An 18,931-nucleotide genomic window follows, 5' to 3' on the forward strand; every position below is an offset into this window, starting at 1 on the left:
GATCACAAGCACCGCCAGACCTTGCAGCTGCTCGAGCGAATTCGCGGCCGTCTGGTAGCTGTTCGACACCTGCCTCGTGTCAAAGCCGGCCGCCACGGAGTCGGCGAGGTACGCGCCATACCGCTGCAGCAGTTGCGGCTCCAGCTGCAACGACTTCACCGTTTCCATGCCGCAGACGTACTCGGTGACGAACGCCTGGTTTCTGGCGCCGAGCAGGAATTGGCGGTTCAGGCGGGCACGAAATAATGGCGTCACTGCGACGCTGAGCAGGGCGAGGACCAGCACGAGGCCCAGGGCGACCAGCGTGAGTTGCCAGCTGTACCACCACATCACGCAGAGCAGCACGACCATGAATGGGAGGTCCAGCACCAGCGCCACGGCCGCACCGGCCAGGAACTCCCTGATGGCTTCCACGCCGTGCAGGCGAGCAACCAAGGTGCCGGTGGGCCGCCGATAGAAGTACGGCATCGGCAGCTTCAGGAGATGCGCGAAGACCCGGCTGCCAAGGACAGCGTCGACCCGATTGCCGGTATGCAGGACCAGGTACTGGCGAACCCATGAGAAGATCGCCGAGAACACGATCGCCAGGGCCAGACCGACGGTAGCCGCGGCCAAAGTGCTGTGACTCTGATGCACGACCACCTTGTCGATCACCACCTGCGTAAACAAGGGCGTGGCGAGGCCGACCAGCTGCAATGCCAGCGACGCCCCGAGGATGTCGCGCCAGACTGTGCGGTAGCGGAGCAGCTCGGGGACGAACCACGCGAAGCCGAATGGTTTGTCGGCCTGCTCGCGCACGCCATCCTCGTCTCGCAGGCGTTCGGGGGCAGGCGCGAATGAATACATCTCGCCACGCAGCGTCGGCGCCACTTCGGACCATGGGCGCGTCACCGGAGCCCGGGCGGCATATTCGGTCCAGATGACCTGACCGCCGCTGGCCGGGGCGACGAGCACGGGGGTCCATGCATTCTTCGCCGACTCGCTGGCGGATCGCGCTTCGCGCTCATTACCGGCCGGCCGCAACACGAACGCGATCGCCGAGCGTGTCGCGTGCGTCAGGTCGACCGCTTCCCGGTGGTCGATCAGTGAGGCTGCCAGTCCCAATGCTTCCGTGGCGAGGAGCAGGTCTACCAGCCCGTAATCGCCGTTCCGTCCGACGGGGTGACGGTCCAGAAACAAGGTTGGATCGAACGGGATCCGGTGGAGCTGGCATAGCGTGGCCAGCACCCAGACGGCCTGATCCCGTGTCAGCCGGGCTTGCTGCACGAATTGCATACCAAAATACTACGCGGTAGTACCTTGGTTTTGATGCCCTGGTTTTCCCCAACTCGAGCTTAAGGCATTCGCCTATCCCCCTGCCCCTTCCGTCGCGGCAAGTGAGCACCGACTTTCGGGTTCGAGTTGTCAGCCGCTGGCTTCGAGACTCTGCCCCTGACCGCGCCCGCGGCCCAGCACATTCACCAACTGCGGCAATGCGACCTGCAACGCCCCGCGCAAGGTGTGCGGCGGATTGATCACGAACATGCCGCTGGCGGTGAGGCCGGGGCCGTGCTCGCGCTCGCCCGGGATATGGACCGCTCCCTCGCCCTGGCCGATCGCCAGCGTGGCGTGCAGCCACGGTTTGCCGGCCTGGTTCGCCAGGGTCTTGAGGCGCCGCGGCAGTTCGTGCGCTTCCGGCCGGGGAATCACCGGATACCAGACGACGTAGGTGCCGGTGGCGAAGCGCTTCAGGCTGTCCTGGATGCACGCGCTCACTTTCGGGTAATCGCTCTTGATCTCGTAGCTGGGGTCGATCAGCACCAGCGCCCGGCGCGAGGGCGGCGGCAGGAAGGCCTTCAGCCCCTCGAAGCCGTCGGCGCGGGCCACGGCGACCTGCCGGCCGGCCTGCAACTGCGCGATGTTGGCCGCCAGCGCCTTGCTGTCGGTCGGGTGCATCTCGAACAGCTTGAGCTTGTCGCGGGCCTCCTCGCGCAGCAGCTGCTGGATGATGAAGGGCGAGCCGGGGTAGACCTTCAGCTCGCCCGCCTTGTTGAAGCCGGCGACCATGTCCAGGTAGTCCTGCAGGATCGGCGCGGGGTCGGGCAGCGCCGCCGGCTTGCCCTTGCCGGCCGGCGAGACGGCCATCGCCAGCTTCAGGACGCCGTCGGCCGCTTCGCCCGAGGTGCCGGCGTAGTCGCCGTCCAGCCGGTACAGCCCGGCCCCGGCGTGGGTGTCCACCACCATCAGCGCCGCGTCCTTCTGCGTCAAATGCCGCAGGATGGCGATCAGCATCGTGTGTTTGAGCACGTCGGCATGGTTGCCGGCGTGGAAGGCGTGGCGGTAGCTGAACATGCGGGGATGGTACCCGGGCGGGCGCTTTAGCCGGCCCCCGCTGGCGCCAAGTCCTTGATTCTTCGTATAATGTCGGGCTCCGCAGCGCATTGTGGCCCCGCGGCGGAGAACCGGAGCCGGCCTTGCGTCGGCCCGGTGCGCCCACCTAAGAGGTTCCCGTCCAGAGGAACACCGACCGTGGAAAAGGGCCCGCCAAGCCACTTCGAAAGAGATCTCATGTCTACGTTCAGCGCAAAACCCGCTGACGTGAAGCACGAGTGGTTTGTGATTGACGCCACCGACAAGGTGCTCGGTCGGGTTGCCAGCGAAGCAGCCCTCCGTTTGCGCGGCAAGCACAAGGCCATTTACACGCCTCACGTCGACACCGGCGACTTCATCGTCGTCATCAACGCTTCCAAGCTCCGCGTCACGGGCAACAAGGCCCTCGACAAGGTGTACTACCGCCACTCCGGCTTCCCGGGCGGCATCTACGGCACCAACTTCAAGGACATGCAGGCCAAACACCCCGGCCGCGCCCTGGAGAAGGCCGTCAAGGGCATGTTGCCCAAGGGCCCGCTGGGTTACGCCATGATCAAGAAACTCAAGGTCTATGGCGGCGCCGAGCATCCCCACACCGCGCAGCAGCCCAAGCCGCTGGAAATCTGAGGAGCCTTGAATGATTGGTGAATGGAACAATGGCACCGGCCGCCGCAAGAGCAGCGTGGCCCGTGTGTTTCTGAAAAAAGGCACCGGCAAGATCACGGTGAACGGCAAGGACATCGAGCAGTTCTTCGGCCGCCAGACGTCGATCATGATCGTCAAGCAGCCGCTGTTTCTGACGAACCATGTCGAAACCTTCGACATCCAGGTCAACGTCCACGGTGGCGGTGAATCGGGCCAGGCCGGCGCCACGCGCCACGGCATCACCCGCGCGCTGATCGACTACGACGCGGCCCTCAAGCCCGCGCTCAGCCAGGCTGGCTTCGTCACCCGCGACGCCCGCGAAGTGGAACGCAAGAAGGTCGGCCTGCACTCCGCGCGCCGCCGCAAGCAGTTCAGCAAGCGCTAAACCGCTTTTCCGCTCCATCCACAAAGCCGCCCAGGTTCGCCTCGGGCGGCTTTTGTTTGGCTCCGGCGTCGCTGTCGGGGGAGCCAATGCTGGGCCAGCGCGCGGTTTCGTCTGTCTCAAGGAACCCGTGCTCGACCGTTGACGGCGTGACGCTCCAGGTGGGCCGAAGGAGCCATCGACCTGCCCAAGCGGACCGTGGTACAAAACGTCACCGCCACGAATGGTGGAGGGCGCCGCGGACCGCGCCCGGGCCATCCGCCTCCAGCACATCGATTCGACGAGGAACCAGCATGTTTGGGAACAAGGCACAACCGCCGATCAAGAGCCTCATTGCCGAGGGCACCCGCATCGGGGGCAACATCCACTTCACCGAAGGGCTGCGCATCGACGGCGAGGTGACCGGCAGCGTCACCGCCGAGGGCGACCAGCCGAGCATCCTGGTGATCTCCGAAGCCGCCAAGGTCGAGTCGGGCGAGGTCCGCGCCGACCACGTCATCATCAACGGCACCGTCAAGGGCCCGGTGCACGCCGCCGAGTTGCTGGAACTCCAGCCCAAGGCGCGCATCGAAGGGGACGTGACCTACAAGGCGCTCGAGATGCACCAGGGCGCCATCATTTCGGGCCGCTTGCAGCCGATCGAAGGCGAGGAAAAGCCGGTGCTGAAGCTGGCCGCCAATAACCCCTGACCCGATATTCCCGAGCGAATAGCAGTACTATTCAGTCCAGATCCCCGTCCCCGGAGTCATCCATGAGTGCCGTAGCCGAAACCGTCCAGACCGAAATGCCCGCCCCGCTGATCTTCACCGACAGCGCGGCCGCCAAGGTGGCCGACCTGATTGCCGAGGAAGGCAATCCGGACCTCAAGCTGCGCGTGTTCGTCCAGGGCGGCGGCTGCTCGGGCTTCCAATACGGATTCACGTTCGACGAGATCACCAACGACGACGACACCGTGATGACGAAGAACGGCGTGTCACTGCTGATCGACGCGATGAGCTACCAGTACCTGGTCGGCGCCGAGATCGACTACAAGGAAGACCTGCAGGGCGCCCAGTTCGTGATCAAGAACCCGAACGCCGGCACCACCTGCGGCTGCGGCTCCAGCTTCTCGCCCGGCGAGCACTAAGCCGGACGGCCGTCAGGCCGGATAGATTCCACCCAGCACACGGGCGCCTCTGGCGCCCGTGATGCTTTGGAGGGCCAGCGGCTCGCGCCGCACGGTGCGGCGGGCCAGCCAGGCGAAGGCCGTGGCCTCCACCTGCAGCGGCGGCAGGCCCCAGTCCGCGCTGGAAGCCACCTCGGCGGCGGGCAGCAGCGCCTTGATCCGGCGCATCAGGTGGCCGTTGAGCGCGCCACCGCCGCAGACGATCAGGCGCCGCAGGTTCGGCTCGTGGCGCAGCACGTCGCGGGCGCAGGCCATCGCCGTGAGTTCGGTCAACGTGGCCTGCACGTCGGCCGGCGCGGCATCGCCGAACCGGCCCAGCTGCCCGTCCAGCCATTCCTGGCTGAACAGGTCGCGGCCCGTGCTTTTCGGCGGCGGCTTGCCGAAATAGGGCTCGGCCAGCAGGGTCTCGAGCAGGGCGGGCAGCAGTCGGCCGCCGGCTGCCCAGGCCCCTTCGGCGTCGTAGTCCCGGCCGGTATGGCGGGCGCACCAGTTGTCGATCAGGGCGTTGCCCGGACCGCAGTCGAAGCCCAGGATGGTGCCGTCCGGGCGCAGCAGCGTGATGTTGGAGATGCCGCCGATGTTGAGGACGCCGACGGTGTCCTGCCCGTGGCCGTACAGCGACTGGTGGAAGAAGGGCGCCAGCGGGGCGCCTTGCCCGCCGGCGGCGACGTCGCGGCTGCGGAAATCGGCCACCACGTCGATTCCCGTCAGCTCGGCCAGCAGCGCGGGTTGGCACAGCTGCAAGGTGTAGCCGGTGCCGTCGAACTCCTGCGGGCGATGCCGCACCGTCTGGCCATGGGCGCCGATGGCCCGGACGTCCTTGCTCTCGGCGCGCGCCTTGTGCAGCAGCTCGCCCACGATGGCCGCGTATTGCCGCATCAGCTCGTTGCCCGCCAGGGCGGCGCGATGCAGTTCGTCCGGCCCGCTGCGATTGAGCGCCAGCAGCTCGGCCCGCAGCGGCGCGGGAAAGGGCGCGCAGGCATGTTCGATGACCAGCGGCGAGCTGGGAGAGAAGTCCACCAGCACGCCGTCCACGCCGTCCAGCGACGTGCCGGACATCAGGCCGATGTAGAAATCAGGCATGCAACGATCTTAGCGGCACGCCTGCGCGGCGCGGCTGCGCCGTGTCAGTCGGCGCGGGCCAGCGCCGTGGCCGTGCCCGCTGCCTCCAGCTGCATGCGCATGGCGCGCGCGAGCCGGTCGAACTGCGGCCGCGCCTCGGCCGACAGCGTGGCCGCCTGGCTGTTGCGGGCGATCACCGACGGATCCTTGTGGACGCCGTTGACGCGGAATTCGAAGTGCAGGTGCGGACCGGTGGCCCATCCCGTCTGGCCGATGGCGCCGACGCGCTGGCCCTGCGCCACATTCTGGCCGGGACGCACGTCGATGCGGCTCAGGTGCGCGTACACGGTTTCGTCGGTGGCGTTGTGCTTGACGATCACCACGTTGCCGAAGCCGTTCTGCACGCCCGCGAATGCCACCAGCCCTTCGCCGACGGTGCGCACCGGGGTGCCGATGGCGCCGCCGTAGTCGACACCCAGGTGGGCCTTCCATTGATGCAGGATCGGATGGAAGCGCATCGCGAAGCCGCTGGTCACGCGCGAGAACTCCACCGGCGAGGTCAGGTAGGAGCTCTGCAGCGTCTTGCCGTCCAGGTCGAAATAGGCGCCCTTCTTGCCCGGCTCCTGGAACCACATCGCCTGGAAGGTCTTGCCCTTGTTGACGAACTCGACCGACAGCACGCGGCCGGTGCGCATCGGCTCGCCGTCGGCTTCCAGCGCCTCGTACACCACGTTGAAGCGGTCGCCGGCGCGCAGCTGGCGATGGAAGTCGATCTCGCTGTCGAAGATGTCGATGATCTGGGCGACCACCGGGTCGGGGATGCGCGCCTCGTCCGCGGCGCCGAACAGCGAGGTGCGGATGGTGGCGCTGCCCATGCGGGTGGCCGGCACCAGCGGCGCCGACTCGACGCGGGAGCTGAACCGGCCGTCGCCGGTGCGTTCGACCAGCAGCCGCTTGAAGATGCCGTTGTCGTCGGGCGCCCAGCGCGCCGTCAGCTTGGACAGCGCTTGGCGGTCCGTGGCTTCCACGGTCACGTTGCGGCCGGCGCGGCCCAGCAGCTGGCTGCGGAAATTGGCGTCGCGGCGCAGGAAGGCCGCCGCTTGCGGATCGTCGACCCCCAGCCGCGAGAGCAGCGCTTCGACGGTGTCGGTGGCGCGGGTGGTCTCGGTGCGGAACAGGTTGAACGAGTGGACGTCGAGCGTCTGCACCTGCTCCTGCATCGGCAGCGGCTGCACCGCTTCGAGCACGTCGCGCACGACGACGTCGTCGGGTTCGGTATCGATCGACGCGACGGCGAAGGACCCACCGCCAAGCAGCAGCGCCGCGATCAGCGCGGTGACTTTCCTGGGGTGGTGTTCGAGCGCATGGGCGGCACGCGACAAGAGCTGTTCGCCGGCGGCGATGAAACCGTTATTCAATGGATCCTTCCTCACAAAGGGGACCTCTTTTGTCCTACATCGAAGTAGGCGGTTCCCCCGCGTTACAAGTCCGGCCCGGAAGCGCGAAATGTGCCACAACTAGAATCGGCACTTCATCCGGAGCAGCCCGAGTATAGCCAGCCGGTCCCCGCGGGTTTCCGAAAAATCCTTATGAATCAAGCGCTTGTTACAACATATCCGGTAACCGATCGTGTTCGCGAGGCCCTGGCGATCTCGCGCCGGGGCACCCAGGAGCTGTTGCCGGAGGAAGAATGGACGCAAAAGCTCGCCAGATCGGAAGCCTTGCAGGTGCCGCTGCGCATCAAGCTGGGGCTTGATCCTACGGCGCCTGACATCCATGTCGGACACACCGTGGTCCTGAACAAGATGAGGCAGTTGCAGGACCTGGGCCACAACGTCATCTTCCTGATCGGCGATTTCACCTCGATGATCGGCGACCCGTCCGGGCGCAACACGACCCGGCCGCCGCTGACCGCCGAACAGATCAAGGCCAACGCCGAGACCTATTACAAGCAGGCCAGCCTGGTGCTCGACCCGGCCCGCACCGAGATCCGGTACAACAGCGAGTGGAGCGATCCGCTCGGGGCGCGCGGGATGATCCAGCTGGCCGCCCGCTACACGGTGGCCCGGATGATGGAGCGCGACGACTTCAACAAGCGGTTCCGCGAGGGCCAGTCGATCTCCGTCCACGAATTCCTGTATCCCCTGATGCAGGGCTACGACTCGGTCGCCCTCAAGAGCGACCTGGAGCTCGGCGGCACCGACCAGAAGTTCAACTTGCTGATGGGCCGGCATCTGCAGCAGGAATACGGGCAGGAGCCGCAGTGCATCCTGACCATGCCCCTGCTCGAGGGCCTGGACGGCGTCGAGAAGATGTCCAAGAGCAAGAACAACTACATCGGCATCAACGAGGACCCGAACACCATGTTCGCCAAGGTGCTGTCGATCTCCGACGACCTGATGTGGCGCTGGTACCCGCTGCTGAGTTTCCGCAGCGAGGCCGAGGTCGCCGCGCTGCGCCGCGACGTCGAGGCGGGCCTGAACCCCAAGCAGGCCAAGGTGCTGCTGGCCAAGGAGATCACCGCGCGCTTTCACAGTGCCGCCGCCGCCGACGCCGCCGAGCAGGACTTCATCAATCGCAGCCGCGGCGGCGTCCCGGACGACATTCCCGAGGTGCAGCTGGGCGGCGCGCCGCTGGGGATCGGCGCGCTGCTCAAGCAGGCGGGGCTGGCGCCTTCCACGAGCGAGGCGAACCGCCTGATCGACGGCGGCGGGGTGCGCATCGATTCGAGCGTGGTCGCCGACAAGGGCCTGAAGCTCGATGCCGGCACGTACGTGGTGCAGGTGGGCAAGCGCAAGTTCGCGAAGGTGACGCTCGGGGTCTAGCGGCGAAGAGGGCAGGGCCCCGCAGCAGGGACAATGGCAGCATGAGCTTCGTCGAGTCGGTCCGCCGCATTCCACCGCAGGTGCTCCTGCGCGGCTCCATCGTGGTCGCGCTGGTCACCATCGCGCTGAAGACGCTGGCATGGTGGATCACCGGCTCGGTCGGGCTGCTGTCCGATGCGATGGAGTCGCTGGTGAATCTGGCCAGCGCCATCTTCGCCCTGCTGATGGTGTCGATCGCCGCGCGGCCGGCCGACGAGGACCATCCGTACGGCCACCACAAGGCCGAATACTTCTCGTCGGCGTTCGAGGGCCTGGCGATCATGGTGGCCTCGATCGGGATCGGCTGGACCGCGGTGCAGCGGCTCCTGCATCCGCAGCCGCTCGAGCAGGTCGGCTGGGGCCTTGCGCTCTCGGTGCTCAGCTCGGCCTTCAACTGGGCGCTGGCGTGGATGATGATGCGCTCCGGCGAGCACCACCGCTCGATGGCGCTCGAAGGCGATGCGCGCCACCTCATGACCGACGTCTGGACCTCGGCCGGCGTGGTGTTGGGCGTCGGGCTGGTGGCGTTCACCGGCTGGAACTGGCTCGATCCGGCGGTGGCCATCGGCGTCGCGCTCAACATCCTGCGCGAAGGCGCATCCCTGATGTGGAAGTCGTCGCAGGGGCTGATGGACAACGCGCTCGAAGCGGAAGTGATGGCCGAGATCGAGAAGACGCTGCGCGAGTTCCAGCACCCCACCATCCGCTTCGACCACATCTCGAGCCGGCGCTCGGGGCAGCGGCGCTTCGTCGACCTGCACATGCACATGCCGGCGAGCTGGACGCTGGGCCGGGCGGCGGCGGTGCGAGCGTCGGTGGAACAGGCCCTCATGAGCGCCGTGCCGGGCCTGCGGGCGACGATCCAGCTGCTGCCCAGCGACGTCGAGGCGCATTTCGACGACCAGGAAGACCTGAAGTGATCGGCGTGCTGCAGCGGGTCAGCCAGGCGCGCGTGGTGGTGGACGGCCGGACCGTGGGCGAGATCGGCGCGGGTCTGCTCGTGCTGGTCTGCGCCGAGCGGGGCGACGGGCCAGCGCAGGCCGACCGGCTCCTGGCCAAGATCCTCAAGTTGCGCATCTTCGGCGACGACGCCGGCAAGATGAACCGCAGCGTGCAGGACGTCGGCGGCGGGCTGCTGCTGGTGAGCCAGTTCACGCTGGCGGCCGACACGTCGGGCGGGAATCGTCCGAGTTTCACCAACGCGGCGGCGCCCGACGAGGGCCGGCGGCTGTACGACTATTTCGTCGCCCAGGCCCGCGCGGCCCATCCGGTGGTCGCCACCGGCGAATTCGCGGCGCACATGCAGGTGCAGTTGGTGAACGACGGGCCGGTGACGATTCCGCTTCGCGTGAGCTGATACGAAACGAAACCCAGCAGCCGAACGCAAAGGGCGCAAAAACCGCAGCGGACGCAGAAGAACCCAGATTCAAATTGGCTGTTTTCTGCGTGTTCTGCGTGTTCTGCGGATCTCTGCGTGCGGCCGTGGGGTCTTCTTCAGTAGGGATTGGCGAAGCCCAGCGCTGCGAGAAGCAGGATCTCGAGCGCCTCCATCGCCAGCGCATCGCGTTCGTCGGTTTCGTGGTCCCAGCCCTGCGCATGCAGCACGCCGTGCACCAGCAGGTGCGCGTAATGCGCCTCCAGCGTCTTGCCCTGCTCGCGCGCTTCGCGCTCCACGACCGGCCCGCACAGCACCAGGTCGGCCATCACCACCGGCTCTTGCGCATAGTCGAACGTCAGCACGTTGGTCGCGTAATCCTTGCGGCGGTACTGCAGGTTGAGGGCGCGGCCCTCCTGCTCGCCGACCACGCGGACCGAAATTTCGCCGGGGCGGGCCAGGGCGAACGACACCCAGCGCCGGACCCGCGCCGGTTTCAGCAGCTTGCGCTGCGTGGTCGCGCCGGCGAAGCGGCCGAACTGCAACGCCAGCGCCAGCGGCGGCAGCGCGCCGCCGGACCCGACGCCCTCAGCCATTCTTGCGCGCGGCATCGTAGGCATCGACGATGCGGGCCACCAGCGGATGGCGCACCACGTCCGCGCTGGTGAAATGGGTGTGGGCGATGCCCTTCACGCGCTTGAGGATGCGCTCGGCCTCGACCAGCCCCGACAGGTTGCCCTTGGGCAGGTCGATCTGGCTGATGTCGCCGGTGACGACCGCCTTCGAGCCGAAACCGATCCGGGTGAGGAACATCTTCATCTGTTCCGGCGTGGTGTTCTGCGCTTCGTCCAGGATCACGAAGGCGTTGTTCAGCGTGCGGCCGCGCATGAAGGCGAGCGGCGCGATCTCCAGCGCGTTGCGCTCGAACGCCTTGGCGACCTTGTCGAATCCCATCAGGTCGTACAGGGCGTCGTACAGCGGGCGCAGGTAGGGGTCGACCTTCTGCGTCAGGTCGCCCGGCAGGAAGCCGAGCTTCTCGCCGGCTTCCACCGCCGGCCGCGTCAGCACGATCCGCTGCACCGAGCTGCGCTCCAGCGCGTCGACGGCGCAGGCCACCGCCAGGTAGGTCTTGCCGGTGCCGGCCGGGCCGATGCCGAAGGTGATGTCGTGGTTGGCGATGTTGTCCAGGTAGACGCTCTGGTTGGGCGTGCGCGCCTTCAGGTCCGTGCGCCGCGTGTGCAGCACCTGGGCGCCTTCCTCGTCCTCGGACAGGGCGGCTTCGCTGGCCACCATCAGCTGCACCTTGTCGGTCGCGATCGACCGGCCGGCCATCTCGTACAGGGCCTGCAGCACCTCCATCGCGCGCTGCGCCTTGGCCTTGGGCCCCTCCACCTTGAAGTGCTCGTTGCGGTGGCTGATCGTCACCTGCAGCGCGGTCTCGATGGTGCGCAGGTGTTCGTCGGTCGGCCCGCACAGGTGCGCCAGGCGGGTGTTGCTGGCGGAGGGGAAGGAGTGTTTGAGAATCAAGTCGATAATCCCTGGGACACGGAAACGGCCCCAGGGGCCGAGGACCCCCATGATAGGCAAATTGACGGGAACGCTGGGCGACAAGAATCCGCCGCAGGTGCTGGTGGACTGCAACGGCGTCGGCTACGAAGTGGACGTGCCGATGAGCACCTTCTACAACCTGCCCGGCGTCGGCGAGCGCGTGTCGCTGCTGACGCACTTCGTCGTGCGCGAGGACGCCCAGATCCTCTATGGCTTCGGCTCCCCGGCCGAGCGCGAGACCTTCCGCCAACTCATCAAGATCGCCGGCGTCGGCCCGCGCACGGCGCTGTCGGTCCTGAGCGGCATGAGCGTGGCCGACATCGCGCAGGCGGTGACCGCGCAGGACGCGGGGCGGCTGGTGAAGGTGCCCGGCATCGGCAAGAAGACCGCCGAGCGCCTGCTGCTGGAACTCAAAGGCAAGCTCGGCGCCGACCTCGGCCTGCCGGGCGCCGTGATCGCCACCGACGAAGGCGCCGACATCGTCCAGGCGCTGGTCTCGCTGGGTTACAGCGACAAGGAAGCCGCCGCCGCGCTCAAGGCCCTGCCGAAGGACGTGGGCGTGGCCGAAGGCATCCGCCTGGCCTTGAAGGCGCTCGCCAAATGACGATCAAGACCGACGATTTCGAGCTGCCGCCGCCGCGGCGCGTGGTCTCCGCCGCGCCCGCCTCGCCGCAGGAAGAAGCGATCGAGAAGGCGCTGCGGCCCAAGCAGCTGGACGAATACGTCGGGCAGGCCCGCATCCGCGAACAGCTGGAGATCTTCGTCGGCGCGGCGCGCAAGCGCGGCGAGGCGCTGGACCACGTGCTGCTGTTCGGCCCGCCGGGCCTGGGCAAGACGACGCTGTCGCACATCATCGCCCACGAACTCGGCGTCAACCTGCGCCAGACCTCCGGGCCGGTGCTGGAAAAGCCGAAGGACCTGGCCGCGCTGCTCACCGGCCTGGAGCGCAACGACGTGCTGTTCATCGACGAGATCCACCGGCTGTCCCCGGTCGTCGAGGAAATCCTGTACCCCGCGCTGGAGGACTACCAGATCGACATCATGATCGGCGAGGGCCCGGCCGCGCGTTCGATCAAGCTGGAACTGCAGCCGTTCACGCTGGTGGGCGCCACCACGCGCGCCGGCATGCTGACCAATCCGCTGCGCGACCGCTTCGGCATCGTCGCGCGGCTGGAGTTCTACACCGCCGAGGAACTGGCACGGATCGTGACGCGCAGCGCCGGCCTGCTCAAGGCGCCGATGGACGAGGGCGGCGGCATGGAGATCGCCAGGCGCTCGCGCGGCACGCCGCGGATCGCCAACCGCCTGCTGCGGCGCGTGCGCGACTACGCCGACGTCAAGGGCACCGGCCACATCTCGCAGGAGATCGCGCAGCTGGCGCTGGCGATGCTCGACGTGGATCCGCAGGGCTTCGACGTGATGGACCGCAAGCTGCTGGAGGCCGTGATCCACCGCTTCGACGGCGGCCCGGTCGGCCTGGACAACATCGCGGCCAGCATCGGCGAGGAAGCCGGCACCATCGAGGACGTGATCGAGCCGTACCTGATCCAGCAGGGCTACCTGCAGCGCACGCCGCGCGGCCGCATCGCGACGCTGGCGGCGTTCCGGCACCTGGGGGTCACCCCGCCCCAGGCCAACGGCGGGCTGTTCGAGGGATAGCCAAGCGGCCATGAAGCAGCGCTGGCCCTGGATCCTCCTGTCGGCTGTCCTGCTCGCGGCCCTCGCATTCGCCGGGTACTCCATGCGCGGCACGGCCATCGAGGTGGTCGAGGTGCAGCCCAAGCCGCTGCTGCGCACGCTGCGGTTCTCGGCCCGCGTCGCGACGCTGTCGCGGGTCGACGTCGGCGCCACCGTCACCGGGCGGGTGGCGCAGGTGCTGGTCGACGAGGGCGTGCAGGTGCGCCGCGGTCAGCCCCTGATCCGCCTGGAATCGGAGGAACTGCGCGCGGCGCTCGCCCAATCGGTCGCCGCCGAGCGCCAGGCCCAGGCCCGGCTTGCCGGCCTGCGCACCACCGGCCGGCACGCCGCGCTCGCGGCGCTGGAGCAGGCGCAGGCCACGCTGCGCGCGGCGCAGGCCGAACTGGCACGGCAGCAGCAGCTCGTGGCGCAGGGCTTCGTCAGCGCCTCGCGCATCGACGAGGCGCGGCGGGCGGCCGACGTCGCGCGGGCGCAGCAGGACAACGCGCGGGCCCAGGTCCAGGCCATCGCCGACGGCGGCACCGACGTCGCGCAGGCGCAGGCGCAGCTCGCGCTGGCGCGCGCGGCGACCACCGCCGCCCGCGCGCGGCTGGAGCAGGCCGTGGTGGTGGCGCCCGCCGACGCGCGCGTCCTGCTGCGCCAGGTCGAGCCGGGCCAGATCGTGCAGCCCGGCAAGGCGCTCATGAGCCTCGCGCTGGCGGGACCGACCCAGCTGGTCGCGCCGGTCGACGAGCGCTTCCTGGAGCAGCTGCAGGTCGGCCAGTCCGCGCTGGTGGTCGCCGACGCCTTCGCCGGGCAGCCGTTCGCCGCCCGCGTGCTGTCGATCGCCCCCGCCGTCGATCCGCAGCGCGGCGCCATCGAAGTGAAGCTGGCGCTGACGGCCCAACCGCCGGCGTTCCTGCGCGAGGACATGACCTTGTCGGTCGATGTCGAAACCGGCCGGCGCGACCGGGCGCTGGTCGTTCCGCTCGGCGCGCTGCGGCCGGCCGCCGGCGAGCAGCCGGCCACCTTGCTGGTGGTGCGCGACGGCCGCACCCAGGAGCGCCAGGTCCGCCTGGGATTGCGCACGCTCGACGCGGTGGAAGTCAGCGAAGGCCTCGCCGCCGGCGAGCGGGTGGCGCTGCGCGGCCAGCTGCCGCCGGGCGAGCGGGTGCGCGCCACCGTCGTGGCCTGGCAGCCTGGGCAGCAGGCCAGCAGCAGCACCCACGAGGACGTGGGGTCGACCCTTGGCAACGCCTTCGGACGCTGAACGGCCGCCGCTGCTGGGCGGCTGGCTCGGGTTCGAGGCCCGCGTGGCGCTGCGCTTCCTGCGCGAAGGCCGGATGCAGACGCTGCTGATCATCGTCGGCGTGGCCGCCGGCGTGGCGGTGATCGCCTACATCAGCGCGCTGATCAACGGCCTGCAGAGCAACACCTTGACCAAGACGCTGGGCGCCCAGGCGCACATCACCATCCGGCCGCCGGAGGACGTGGTGTTGCCGGCGCGCCAGCCCGCCGCCGGGGCCAGCGTGCTCGCGGACACCCAGCCGCGCGAGCAGCGCCTGCGCTCGATCGCCAACTGGCAGTCGCTGGTGCCGATGCTGGAGCGCCGCGCCGAGGTCACCGCCGTGTCGCCGATGGTGTCCGGCAGCGGGCTCGGGCTGCGGGGCGAGGCCCGGCAGGCGATCGCGCTGCTCGGCGTCGACCTGGACCGCTATGACCGCATCGTCGGCCTGCGCGGCAAGGTGATTGCCGGCCAGGCCCAGCTCGGGCCGGGCGAGGCGATCATCGGCAAGGAACTCGCGTCCGATCTGGCGGTGCGCATCGGCGACCGGCTCACGGTGCTGACGGGGCCGGTCAGCGAATCGGTGCGCGTGACGGCGCTGGTCGACCTCGGCGTGCGCGACCTGAACCGGCGCACCGTGATCGTGCCCTTGCGGCTGGCGCAAAGCCTGCTCGCGCTGCCCGGCGGCGCCACCAGCGTCGACCTGACGGTGCGCGACGTCTGGTCGGCCGACACGTTGGCGCGCGAGCTGCGGCGCGAACTGCCGTACAAGGTGGAGCCGTGGCAGGAGACGAACGCGCAGCTGGTGACCGCGCTCAACGCCCAGTCGGTGAGCACGACCCTGATCCGCGCGGTGGTGCTGATCGTGGTGGTGCTGGGCATCGCCAGCGTGCTGGTGGTGTCGGTGGTGCAGAAGCGGCGCGAGATCGGCATCCTGCGCGCCATGGGCGCCACCCGGGCGCAGGTGGTGCGGCTCTTCCTCGTGCAGGGGGCCGTGCTGGGCGCGGCCGGCTCGGCCATCGGGCTGCTGCTGGCCGTGGCGATGATCTGGCTGTTCACGCATTTCGTGCGCGGCTCCGACGGCCAGCCGCTGTTCTGGATCACGCTCCCGCCGGACACCGCGCTGCGGGTCGCGCTGGTGGCCACCGTGTCCGGCGTGCTGGCCGCGATCGCGCCCGCCCGGCGCGCCGCCCGCATGGATCCGGCCGAGGCGATCCGGCTCTGAACGCAGCGGCGATGGCGCAGCCCCCCATGCTCCTGGAGCTGTCCGACCTCCACAAGCGCTACAACATCGGCCTGCCGAGCGAGGCCGAGGTGCTGCACGGGATCGACCTGCGCATCGCCAACGGCGAGTTCGTGGCGCTGGTCGGCCCCTCGGGTTCCGGCAAGAGCACGCTGCTGAACATCGTCGGCCTGCTGGAACGCATGACCGCTGGCAGCTACCGGCTGCAGGGCGAGGAGGTGGGCGGCCTGGACGACGCGGCGCTGACCCGCCGGCGCCGCGTGACGCTGGGCTTCGTGTTCCAGTTCCACCACCTGCTGCCGGCGTTCACCGCGCTGGAGAACGTCACGATGCCGGCGCTGATGGCGCATGGCCGCGTCAGCGCGCACGAGCGCCGGCGCGCCTGCGAGCTGCTGGCCGCCGTCGGTCTGGCCGAGGCGCTGCACAAGCGGCCGGCCGAACTGTCGGGCGGCATGCAGCAGCGGGTGGCGATCGCGCGGGCGCTGGTGCAGCAACCGCCGCTGGTGCTGGCGGACGAGCCGACCGGCAACCTGGACACCGCTTCGTCCGACGAGGTGTTCGCGCAGCTGCGCCGCATGCACGACGAACTGGGCACGTCCTTCGTGATCGTGACCCACGATCCCCGTCTGGCGGCGCGCTGCGACCGGGTGGTCGAACTGATCGACGGCGCGATCGCGCGCGACCTGCCGCAGGCGCAGTGGTCACGCGGCTGATCAACCCGCCTGCGGCACCTCGATCGTGGCGCCCGGCGCCACGGACTCTTGGGCGCCGGCCGACCCCTCCAGCGCGAACCGGGCGATCAGGAACTGCGCCGCGTAGTAGGTGGCCAGCACCCACAGCGGCGCCAGGGGCAGCGGCAGGGCGAACTTGTTGATCGCCAGCAGGGCGTCGCTCAGCATGAAGAAACCCGAGCCCACGGCCACGGCCAGCGAGGCGCGATCCCGCCGCACGGCGGCGCGGCCGATCGCCTGCGCCGCCATCAGCGAAATGACGATCGCATAGGCCGCCACGGCCAGCTTCAGCACCGGCCCCAGGCGCTCGAACAGGACCGCGTACATCGCGATGCCGACGGCGAGCGTCGCCAGCAGCGCCTTGCCGCTCGGGAACCACGGCAGGCCGCGCTTGAACAGCGCGAGGTAGCACAGCTGCGCGGCCAAAAAAGCGGCCAGCCCGTGGATGAAGAAGCCGTTCAGCATCAGGAAGCAGTCGCCGGCCAGCGAGCACGCCAGCCCGGCCAGCAGCAACGCCTGCCCGCCGCGCCAGCCGGTGCTGCGGCGGGCGCGGCCGGCCACCATGGCGATCGCCAGCAACAGCGCCAGCGGTTTGAACCACCGGTGCCACTCGACCCATCCAAGCGCGCTGGTCGCCGTCGCCAGCGCCGCGGCCTCGATCAGCAGCAGTTCCAGCCAGGTGATGCGTCCCTGCAGCGTCGCGCTCACTCCCCACAAGCCGGCGGTCAGCGCCGCCACCCAGACGGCGTCTTGCGGCAGCGCCAGCGTGTCGGCACGCCAGAGGAAGGCCAGTACCGCCGCCAGCAGGAGCACGAACTGCACGGCGGCGAACCAGGCCATCGGCCGGGTCACCGGCGGGTCGAAACGGCGCACGGCGGACAGGTCGAACGGCGGGCGCGGAAAACGCGCGGCCACGTCGGCCGGCCGCCAGCCGGGCGGCTTGATCCAGACGCGCAGCTTGTCGCCCCAGCGGCCGGTGTGCCACGCATCGCGTGCCAGCGCGCAGTAGACCTCGAGGTTGGACCAGAGCGGGTCCAAGCTGTTCAGGGGATGGCGCGTGCCGTAGACGCAGCGCTCGTCCTCCTGCCGGAAGCTGCCGAACAGGCGGTCCCACACGATCAGCACGCCGCCGTAGTTGCGATCGAGGTAGCGGTCGTTGACGGCATGGTGCACGCGGTGGTTCGAGGGCGAGCAGAACCAGCGGTCGAACCAGCCCAGCTTGCCGACGTGCTCGGTGTGGACCCAGAACTGGTACAGCAGGTCGATCAGCGCCACCGCGCCGAACACCAGCGGCGGCACGCCGGCCAGCGCCAGCGGCAGCGCGAACACCCAGCCGAGCAGGGCGCCCGAGCTGGTCTGGCGCAAGGCGGTCGACAGGTTGTAGTCCTGACTCTGGTGGTGCACGACGTGCGCCGCCCAGAAGATCGCGATCTCATGGCCGGCGCGGTGCAGCCAGTAGTAGCAGAAGTCGTAGCACAGCAGCGCGAGCAGCCAGCCGTACCAGGTGCTCCAGAATGCGCGGGCCGCCTCCAGCGGCACCAGCGCCACGTGCGCGTAGGCCGCCGTGTAGATGCCCACCCGCAGCACGCGCGTGAAGACCTTGGTGATCTCGCTGAGCATGCCGGCGCTCATGCTGCTCACGGCGTCGGCCAGGCGATAGGTGTTGCGGCCGCGGGCCAGCCCCCAGGCGATCTCCAGCGCGATCAGCAGCAGGAAGGCCGGGGTCGCCAGCACGATCAGTTGCGACGGGCCGAGGGTCATGGCGCCCGATTGTCGCCAGGGTCGGGTGGCCGCGCTCCTGGCGTCAACCCGGATGATCCGTTCGACAGCGCCGCCTTGCGGCCCGCCGGCCACCCCGATCATGAAGATCGTGCAGGTTGCCGGTGGGATCGCCGTGGCGAAGGAGCCACAGGCGCGCGCCGGGCGCCGGCCAATGCGCGAGCGATCGCCGGGCCTCAGGGACGCGCGTGCTCGTCCAGGGCTTCGTGGTCCAGGTGCTGGGTGTCCGACCAGCCGACCAGGGTCAAGCCTTCGGGCGTCCACAACAAACGGTTGATCGCGCCGTTGGGCAGCTCCCAGGTGCGCGGTGCGTTCACTTCCTGACGCGTCGCGACGCGGTACAGCGCATCGAGCACGCCGCCGTGGGCCACCACGACGATCTGCTGTCCCGGATGGCGGGCCGCCAGCGTCTCCACGGTCCGGGTGACCCGGGCGCGCAACTGCAGCAGGGATTCGCCGCCTTCGGGCGGCTCCCACTCCGGAATGCGCTTGCGCCAGTGGTGGGCGTGATCGGGCCAGGTTTCCTCGATCTCGGCGAAGGTCTTGCCCTCGAACAGGCCGAAGCAGCGCTCGCGCAGGCCGGGTTCGGGAATGACGGGCACCCGCGCCGCCGCGCCGATCGGGTGCGCGGTCTCGCGGGCGCGGCCGAGGTCACTGGTGTAGACGGTGGCGATGTCTTCGCTCGCCAGCGCTTCGCCGACGCGGCGAGCCTGCCAGCGGCCGGTGTCGTTCAGGCCCACGTCGAGCTGGCCCTGGATGCGGGCGGCCACGTTCCAGGCGGTTTCGCCGTGCCGGACGGCGATGATGCGGGTGGCTTCCATCGGCG

Annotated in this window: 20 protein-coding genes; 12 read left to right on the forward strand and 8 right to left on the reverse strand. The window is 69.1% G+C overall.

All coding sequences use genetic code 11. The features are described 5' to 3' along the window. Both VNT59_RS10150 and VNT59_RS10155 read right to left on the reverse strand, forming a co-directional pair. On the reverse strand, positions 1–1,275 hold a 1,275-nt coding region (locus VNT59_RS10150; protein WP_325498253.1), incomplete at its 3' end, for an ABC transporter transmembrane domain-containing protein. A 129-nt stretch (positions 1,276–1,404) separates the two neighbouring features. Beyond that, a complete protein-coding gene (locus VNT59_RS10155; RefSeq protein ID WP_325498255.1) occupies positions 1,405–2,331 on the reverse strand; it encodes a 23S rRNA (adenine(2030)-N(6))-methyltransferase RlmJ in 927 nt (308 codons plus the stop codon). A gap of 216 nt (positions 2,332–2,547) precedes the next feature. Between VNT59_RS10155 and rplM the strand changes: the two genes are divergently transcribed. From rplM to erpA, 4 genes are all read left to right on the forward strand, one after another. Further along, on the forward strand, positions 2,548–2,976 hold the full coding sequence (gene rplM, locus VNT59_RS10160; protein WP_325498257.1) for a 50S ribosomal protein L13: 429 nt from the start codon (positions 2,548–2,550) through the stop codon (positions 2,974–2,976). 10 nt (positions 2,977–2,986) lie between these two features. After that, complete coding sequence (gene rpsI, locus VNT59_RS10165) at positions 2,987–3,379, forward strand: 30S ribosomal protein S9 (RefSeq protein WP_325498259.1); 393 nt, start codon at positions 2,987–2,989, stop codon at positions 3,377–3,379. Positions 3,380–3,669: 290 nt separating this feature from the next. Next, the gene (locus VNT59_RS10170) at positions 3,670–4,065 is read left to right on the forward strand and encodes a polymer-forming cytoskeletal protein (protein WP_325498261.1); all 396 of its coding nucleotides are present in this window, start codon (positions 3,670–3,672) and stop codon (positions 4,063–4,065) included. Positions 4,066–4,127: 62 nt separating this feature from the next. Further along, on the forward strand, positions 4,128–4,502 hold the full coding sequence (gene erpA, locus VNT59_RS10175; protein WP_325498263.1) for an iron-sulfur cluster insertion protein ErpA: 375 nt from the start codon (positions 4,128–4,130) through the stop codon (positions 4,500–4,502). 12 nt (positions 4,503–4,514) lie between these two features. Here the strand turns inward: erpA and VNT59_RS10180 are convergent, their stop codons facing one another. Both VNT59_RS10180 and VNT59_RS10185 read right to left on the reverse strand, forming a co-directional pair. Further along, positions 4,515–5,624, reverse strand: coding sequence for an anhydro-N-acetylmuramic acid kinase (locus VNT59_RS10180; RefSeq protein WP_325498265.1), 1,110 nt, complete (start codon positions 5,622–5,624; stop codon positions 4,515–4,517). Positions 5,625–5,668: 44 nt separating this feature from the next. Then, on the reverse strand, positions 5,669–7,021 hold the full coding sequence (locus VNT59_RS10185) for a M23 family metallopeptidase (RefSeq protein ID WP_325498267.1): 1,353 nt from the start codon (positions 7,019–7,021) through the stop codon (positions 5,669–5,671). Between the two features lie 171 nt (positions 7,022–7,192). On the opposite strand from VNT59_RS10185, the gene tyrS reads away from it, so the two are divergent. From tyrS to dtd, 3 genes are read left to right on the forward strand one after another with little or no spacing between them, the layout of a single operon-like run. Further along, entirely contained in the window at positions 7,193–8,428 is a 1,236-nt protein-coding gene (tyrS, locus tag VNT59_RS10190; protein ID WP_325498269.1) for a tyrosine--tRNA ligase, read from the forward strand. 41 nt (positions 8,429–8,469) lie between these two features. Further along, positions 8,470–9,387 carry a cation diffusion facilitator family transporter gene (locus VNT59_RS10195; RefSeq protein WP_325498271.1) on the forward strand — a complete coding sequence of 306 codons (918 nt, stop codon included), beginning with the start codon at positions 8,470–8,472 and terminating at the stop codon, positions 9,385–9,387. Continuing rightward, positions 9,384–9,824, forward strand: a complete 441-nt coding sequence (dtd, locus tag VNT59_RS10200; RefSeq protein ID WP_325498272.1) for a D-aminoacyl-tRNA deacylase — start codon at positions 9,384–9,386, stop codon at positions 9,822–9,824. The genes VNT59_RS10195 and dtd overlap by 4 nt, the downstream gene beginning before the upstream one ends. A 137-nt stretch (positions 9,825–9,961) precedes the next feature. On the opposite strand, the gene ybeY is transcribed toward dtd, so the two are convergent. Together ybeY and VNT59_RS10210 are read right to left on the reverse strand one after the other, a co-directional pair. Continuing rightward, a complete protein-coding gene (ybeY, locus tag VNT59_RS10205) occupies positions 9,962–10,438 on the reverse strand; it encodes an rRNA maturation RNase YbeY (protein WP_325498274.1) in 477 nt (158 codons plus the stop codon). Beyond that, positions 10,431–11,369, reverse strand: a complete 939-nt coding sequence (locus tag VNT59_RS10210; protein WP_325498276.1) for a PhoH family protein — start codon at positions 11,367–11,369, stop codon at positions 10,431–10,433. The genes ybeY and VNT59_RS10210 overlap by 8 nt, the downstream gene beginning before the upstream one ends. A gap of 49 nt (positions 11,370–11,418) precedes the next feature. On the opposite strand from VNT59_RS10210, the gene ruvA reads away from it, so the two are divergent. Genes ruvA through VNT59_RS10235 form a run of 5 tightly spaced genes read left to right on the forward strand, consistent with a single transcriptional unit; the run spans position 11,419 to position 16,308 of the window. Further along, the gene (ruvA, locus tag VNT59_RS10215) at positions 11,419–11,994 is read left to right on the forward strand and encodes a Holliday junction branch migration protein RuvA (RefSeq protein WP_325498278.1); all 576 of its coding nucleotides are present in this window, start codon (positions 11,419–11,421) and stop codon (positions 11,992–11,994) included. Continuing rightward, positions 11,991–13,049 carry a Holliday junction branch migration DNA helicase RuvB gene (gene ruvB, locus VNT59_RS10220; protein WP_325498279.1) on the forward strand — a complete coding sequence of 353 codons (1,059 nt, stop codon included), beginning with the start codon at positions 11,991–11,993 and terminating at the stop codon, positions 13,047–13,049. Before ruvA ends, ruvB begins: the two co-directional genes overlap by 4 nt. Before the next feature lie 10 nt (positions 13,050–13,059). Next, positions 13,060–14,337, forward strand: coding sequence for an efflux RND transporter periplasmic adaptor subunit (locus VNT59_RS10225; RefSeq protein ID WP_325498281.1), 1,278 nt, complete (start codon positions 13,060–13,062; stop codon positions 14,335–14,337). After that, positions 14,315–15,577, forward strand: coding sequence for an ABC transporter permease (locus tag VNT59_RS10230; RefSeq protein WP_325498283.1), 1,263 nt, complete (start codon positions 14,315–14,317; stop codon positions 15,575–15,577). The genes VNT59_RS10225 and VNT59_RS10230 overlap by 23 nt, the downstream gene beginning before the upstream one ends. Before the next feature lie 11 nt (positions 15,578–15,588). Then, on the forward strand, positions 15,589–16,308 hold the full coding sequence (locus VNT59_RS10235) for an ABC transporter ATP-binding protein (protein ID WP_325498285.1): 720 nt from the start codon (positions 15,589–15,591) through the stop codon (positions 16,306–16,308). On the opposite strand, the gene VNT59_RS10240 is transcribed toward VNT59_RS10235, so the two are convergent. Beyond that, a complete protein-coding gene (locus tag VNT59_RS10240) occupies positions 16,309–18,087 on the reverse strand; it encodes a lysoplasmalogenase family protein (protein WP_325498287.1) in 1,779 nt (592 codons plus the stop codon). A 194-nt stretch (positions 18,088–18,281) separates the two neighbouring features. Further along, positions 18,282–18,926, reverse strand: a complete 645-nt coding sequence (locus VNT59_RS10245; protein WP_325498289.1) for a histidine phosphatase family protein — start codon at positions 18,924–18,926, stop codon at positions 18,282–18,284. Positions 18,927–18,931 lie beyond the last annotated feature (5 nt).

It is taken from the genome of Ramlibacter sp., from assembly GCF_035554825.1.
Taxonomy (GTDB): domain Bacteria; phylum Pseudomonadota; class Gammaproteobacteria; order Burkholderiales; family Burkholderiaceae_C; genus Ramlibacter.

Coding starts and splice junctions, on each gene's coding strand:
- tyrS (WP_325498269.1), top strand. CDS start 7,193: ATGAATCAAGCGCTTGTTACAACATATCCGGTAACCGATCGTGTTCGC.
- VNT59_RS10235 (WP_325498285.1), top strand. CDS start 15,589: ATGGCGCAGCCCCCCATGCTCCTGGAGCTGTCCGACCTCCACAAGCGC.
- VNT59_RS10245 (WP_325498289.1), bottom strand. CDS start 18,926: ATGGAAGCCACCCGCATCATCGCCGTCCGGCACGGCGAAACCGCCTGG.
- VNT59_RS10170 (WP_325498261.1), top strand. CDS start 3,670: ATGTTTGGGAACAAGGCACAACCGCCGATCAAGAGCCTCATTGCCGAG.
- rplM (WP_325498257.1), top strand. CDS start 2,548: ATGTCTACGTTCAGCGCAAAACCCGCTGACGTGAAGCACGAGTGGTTT.
- VNT59_RS10155 (WP_325498255.1), bottom strand. CDS start 2,331: ATGTTCAGCTACCGCCACGCCTTCCACGCCGGCAACCATGCCGACGTG.
- ruvB (WP_325498279.1), top strand. CDS start 11,991: ATGACGATCAAGACCGACGATTTCGAGCTGCCGCCGCCGCGGCGCGTG.
- ruvA (WP_325498278.1), top strand. CDS start 11,419: ATGATAGGCAAATTGACGGGAACGCTGGGCGACAAGAATCCGCCGCAG.
- VNT59_RS10240 (WP_325498287.1), bottom strand. CDS start 18,087: ATGACCCTCGGCCCGTCGCAACTGATCGTGCTGGCGACCCCGGCCTTC.
- rpsI (WP_325498259.1), top strand. CDS start 2,987: ATGATTGGTGAATGGAACAATGGCACCGGCCGCCGCAAGAGCAGCGTG.
- VNT59_RS10180 (WP_325498265.1), bottom strand. CDS start 5,624: ATGCCTGATTTCTACATCGGCCTGATGTCCGGCACGTCGCTGGACGGC.
- VNT59_RS10195 (WP_325498271.1), top strand. CDS start 8,470: ATGAGCTTCGTCGAGTCGGTCCGCCGCATTCCACCGCAGGTGCTCCTG.
- VNT59_RS10225 (WP_325498281.1), top strand. CDS start 13,060: ATGAAGCAGCGCTGGCCCTGGATCCTCCTGTCGGCTGTCCTGCTCGCG.
- erpA (WP_325498263.1), top strand. CDS start 4,128: ATGAGTGCCGTAGCCGAAACCGTCCAGACCGAAATGCCCGCCCCGCTG.
- ybeY (WP_325498274.1), bottom strand. CDS start 10,438: ATGGCTGAGGGCGTCGGGTCCGGCGGCGCGCTGCCGCCGCTGGCGCTG.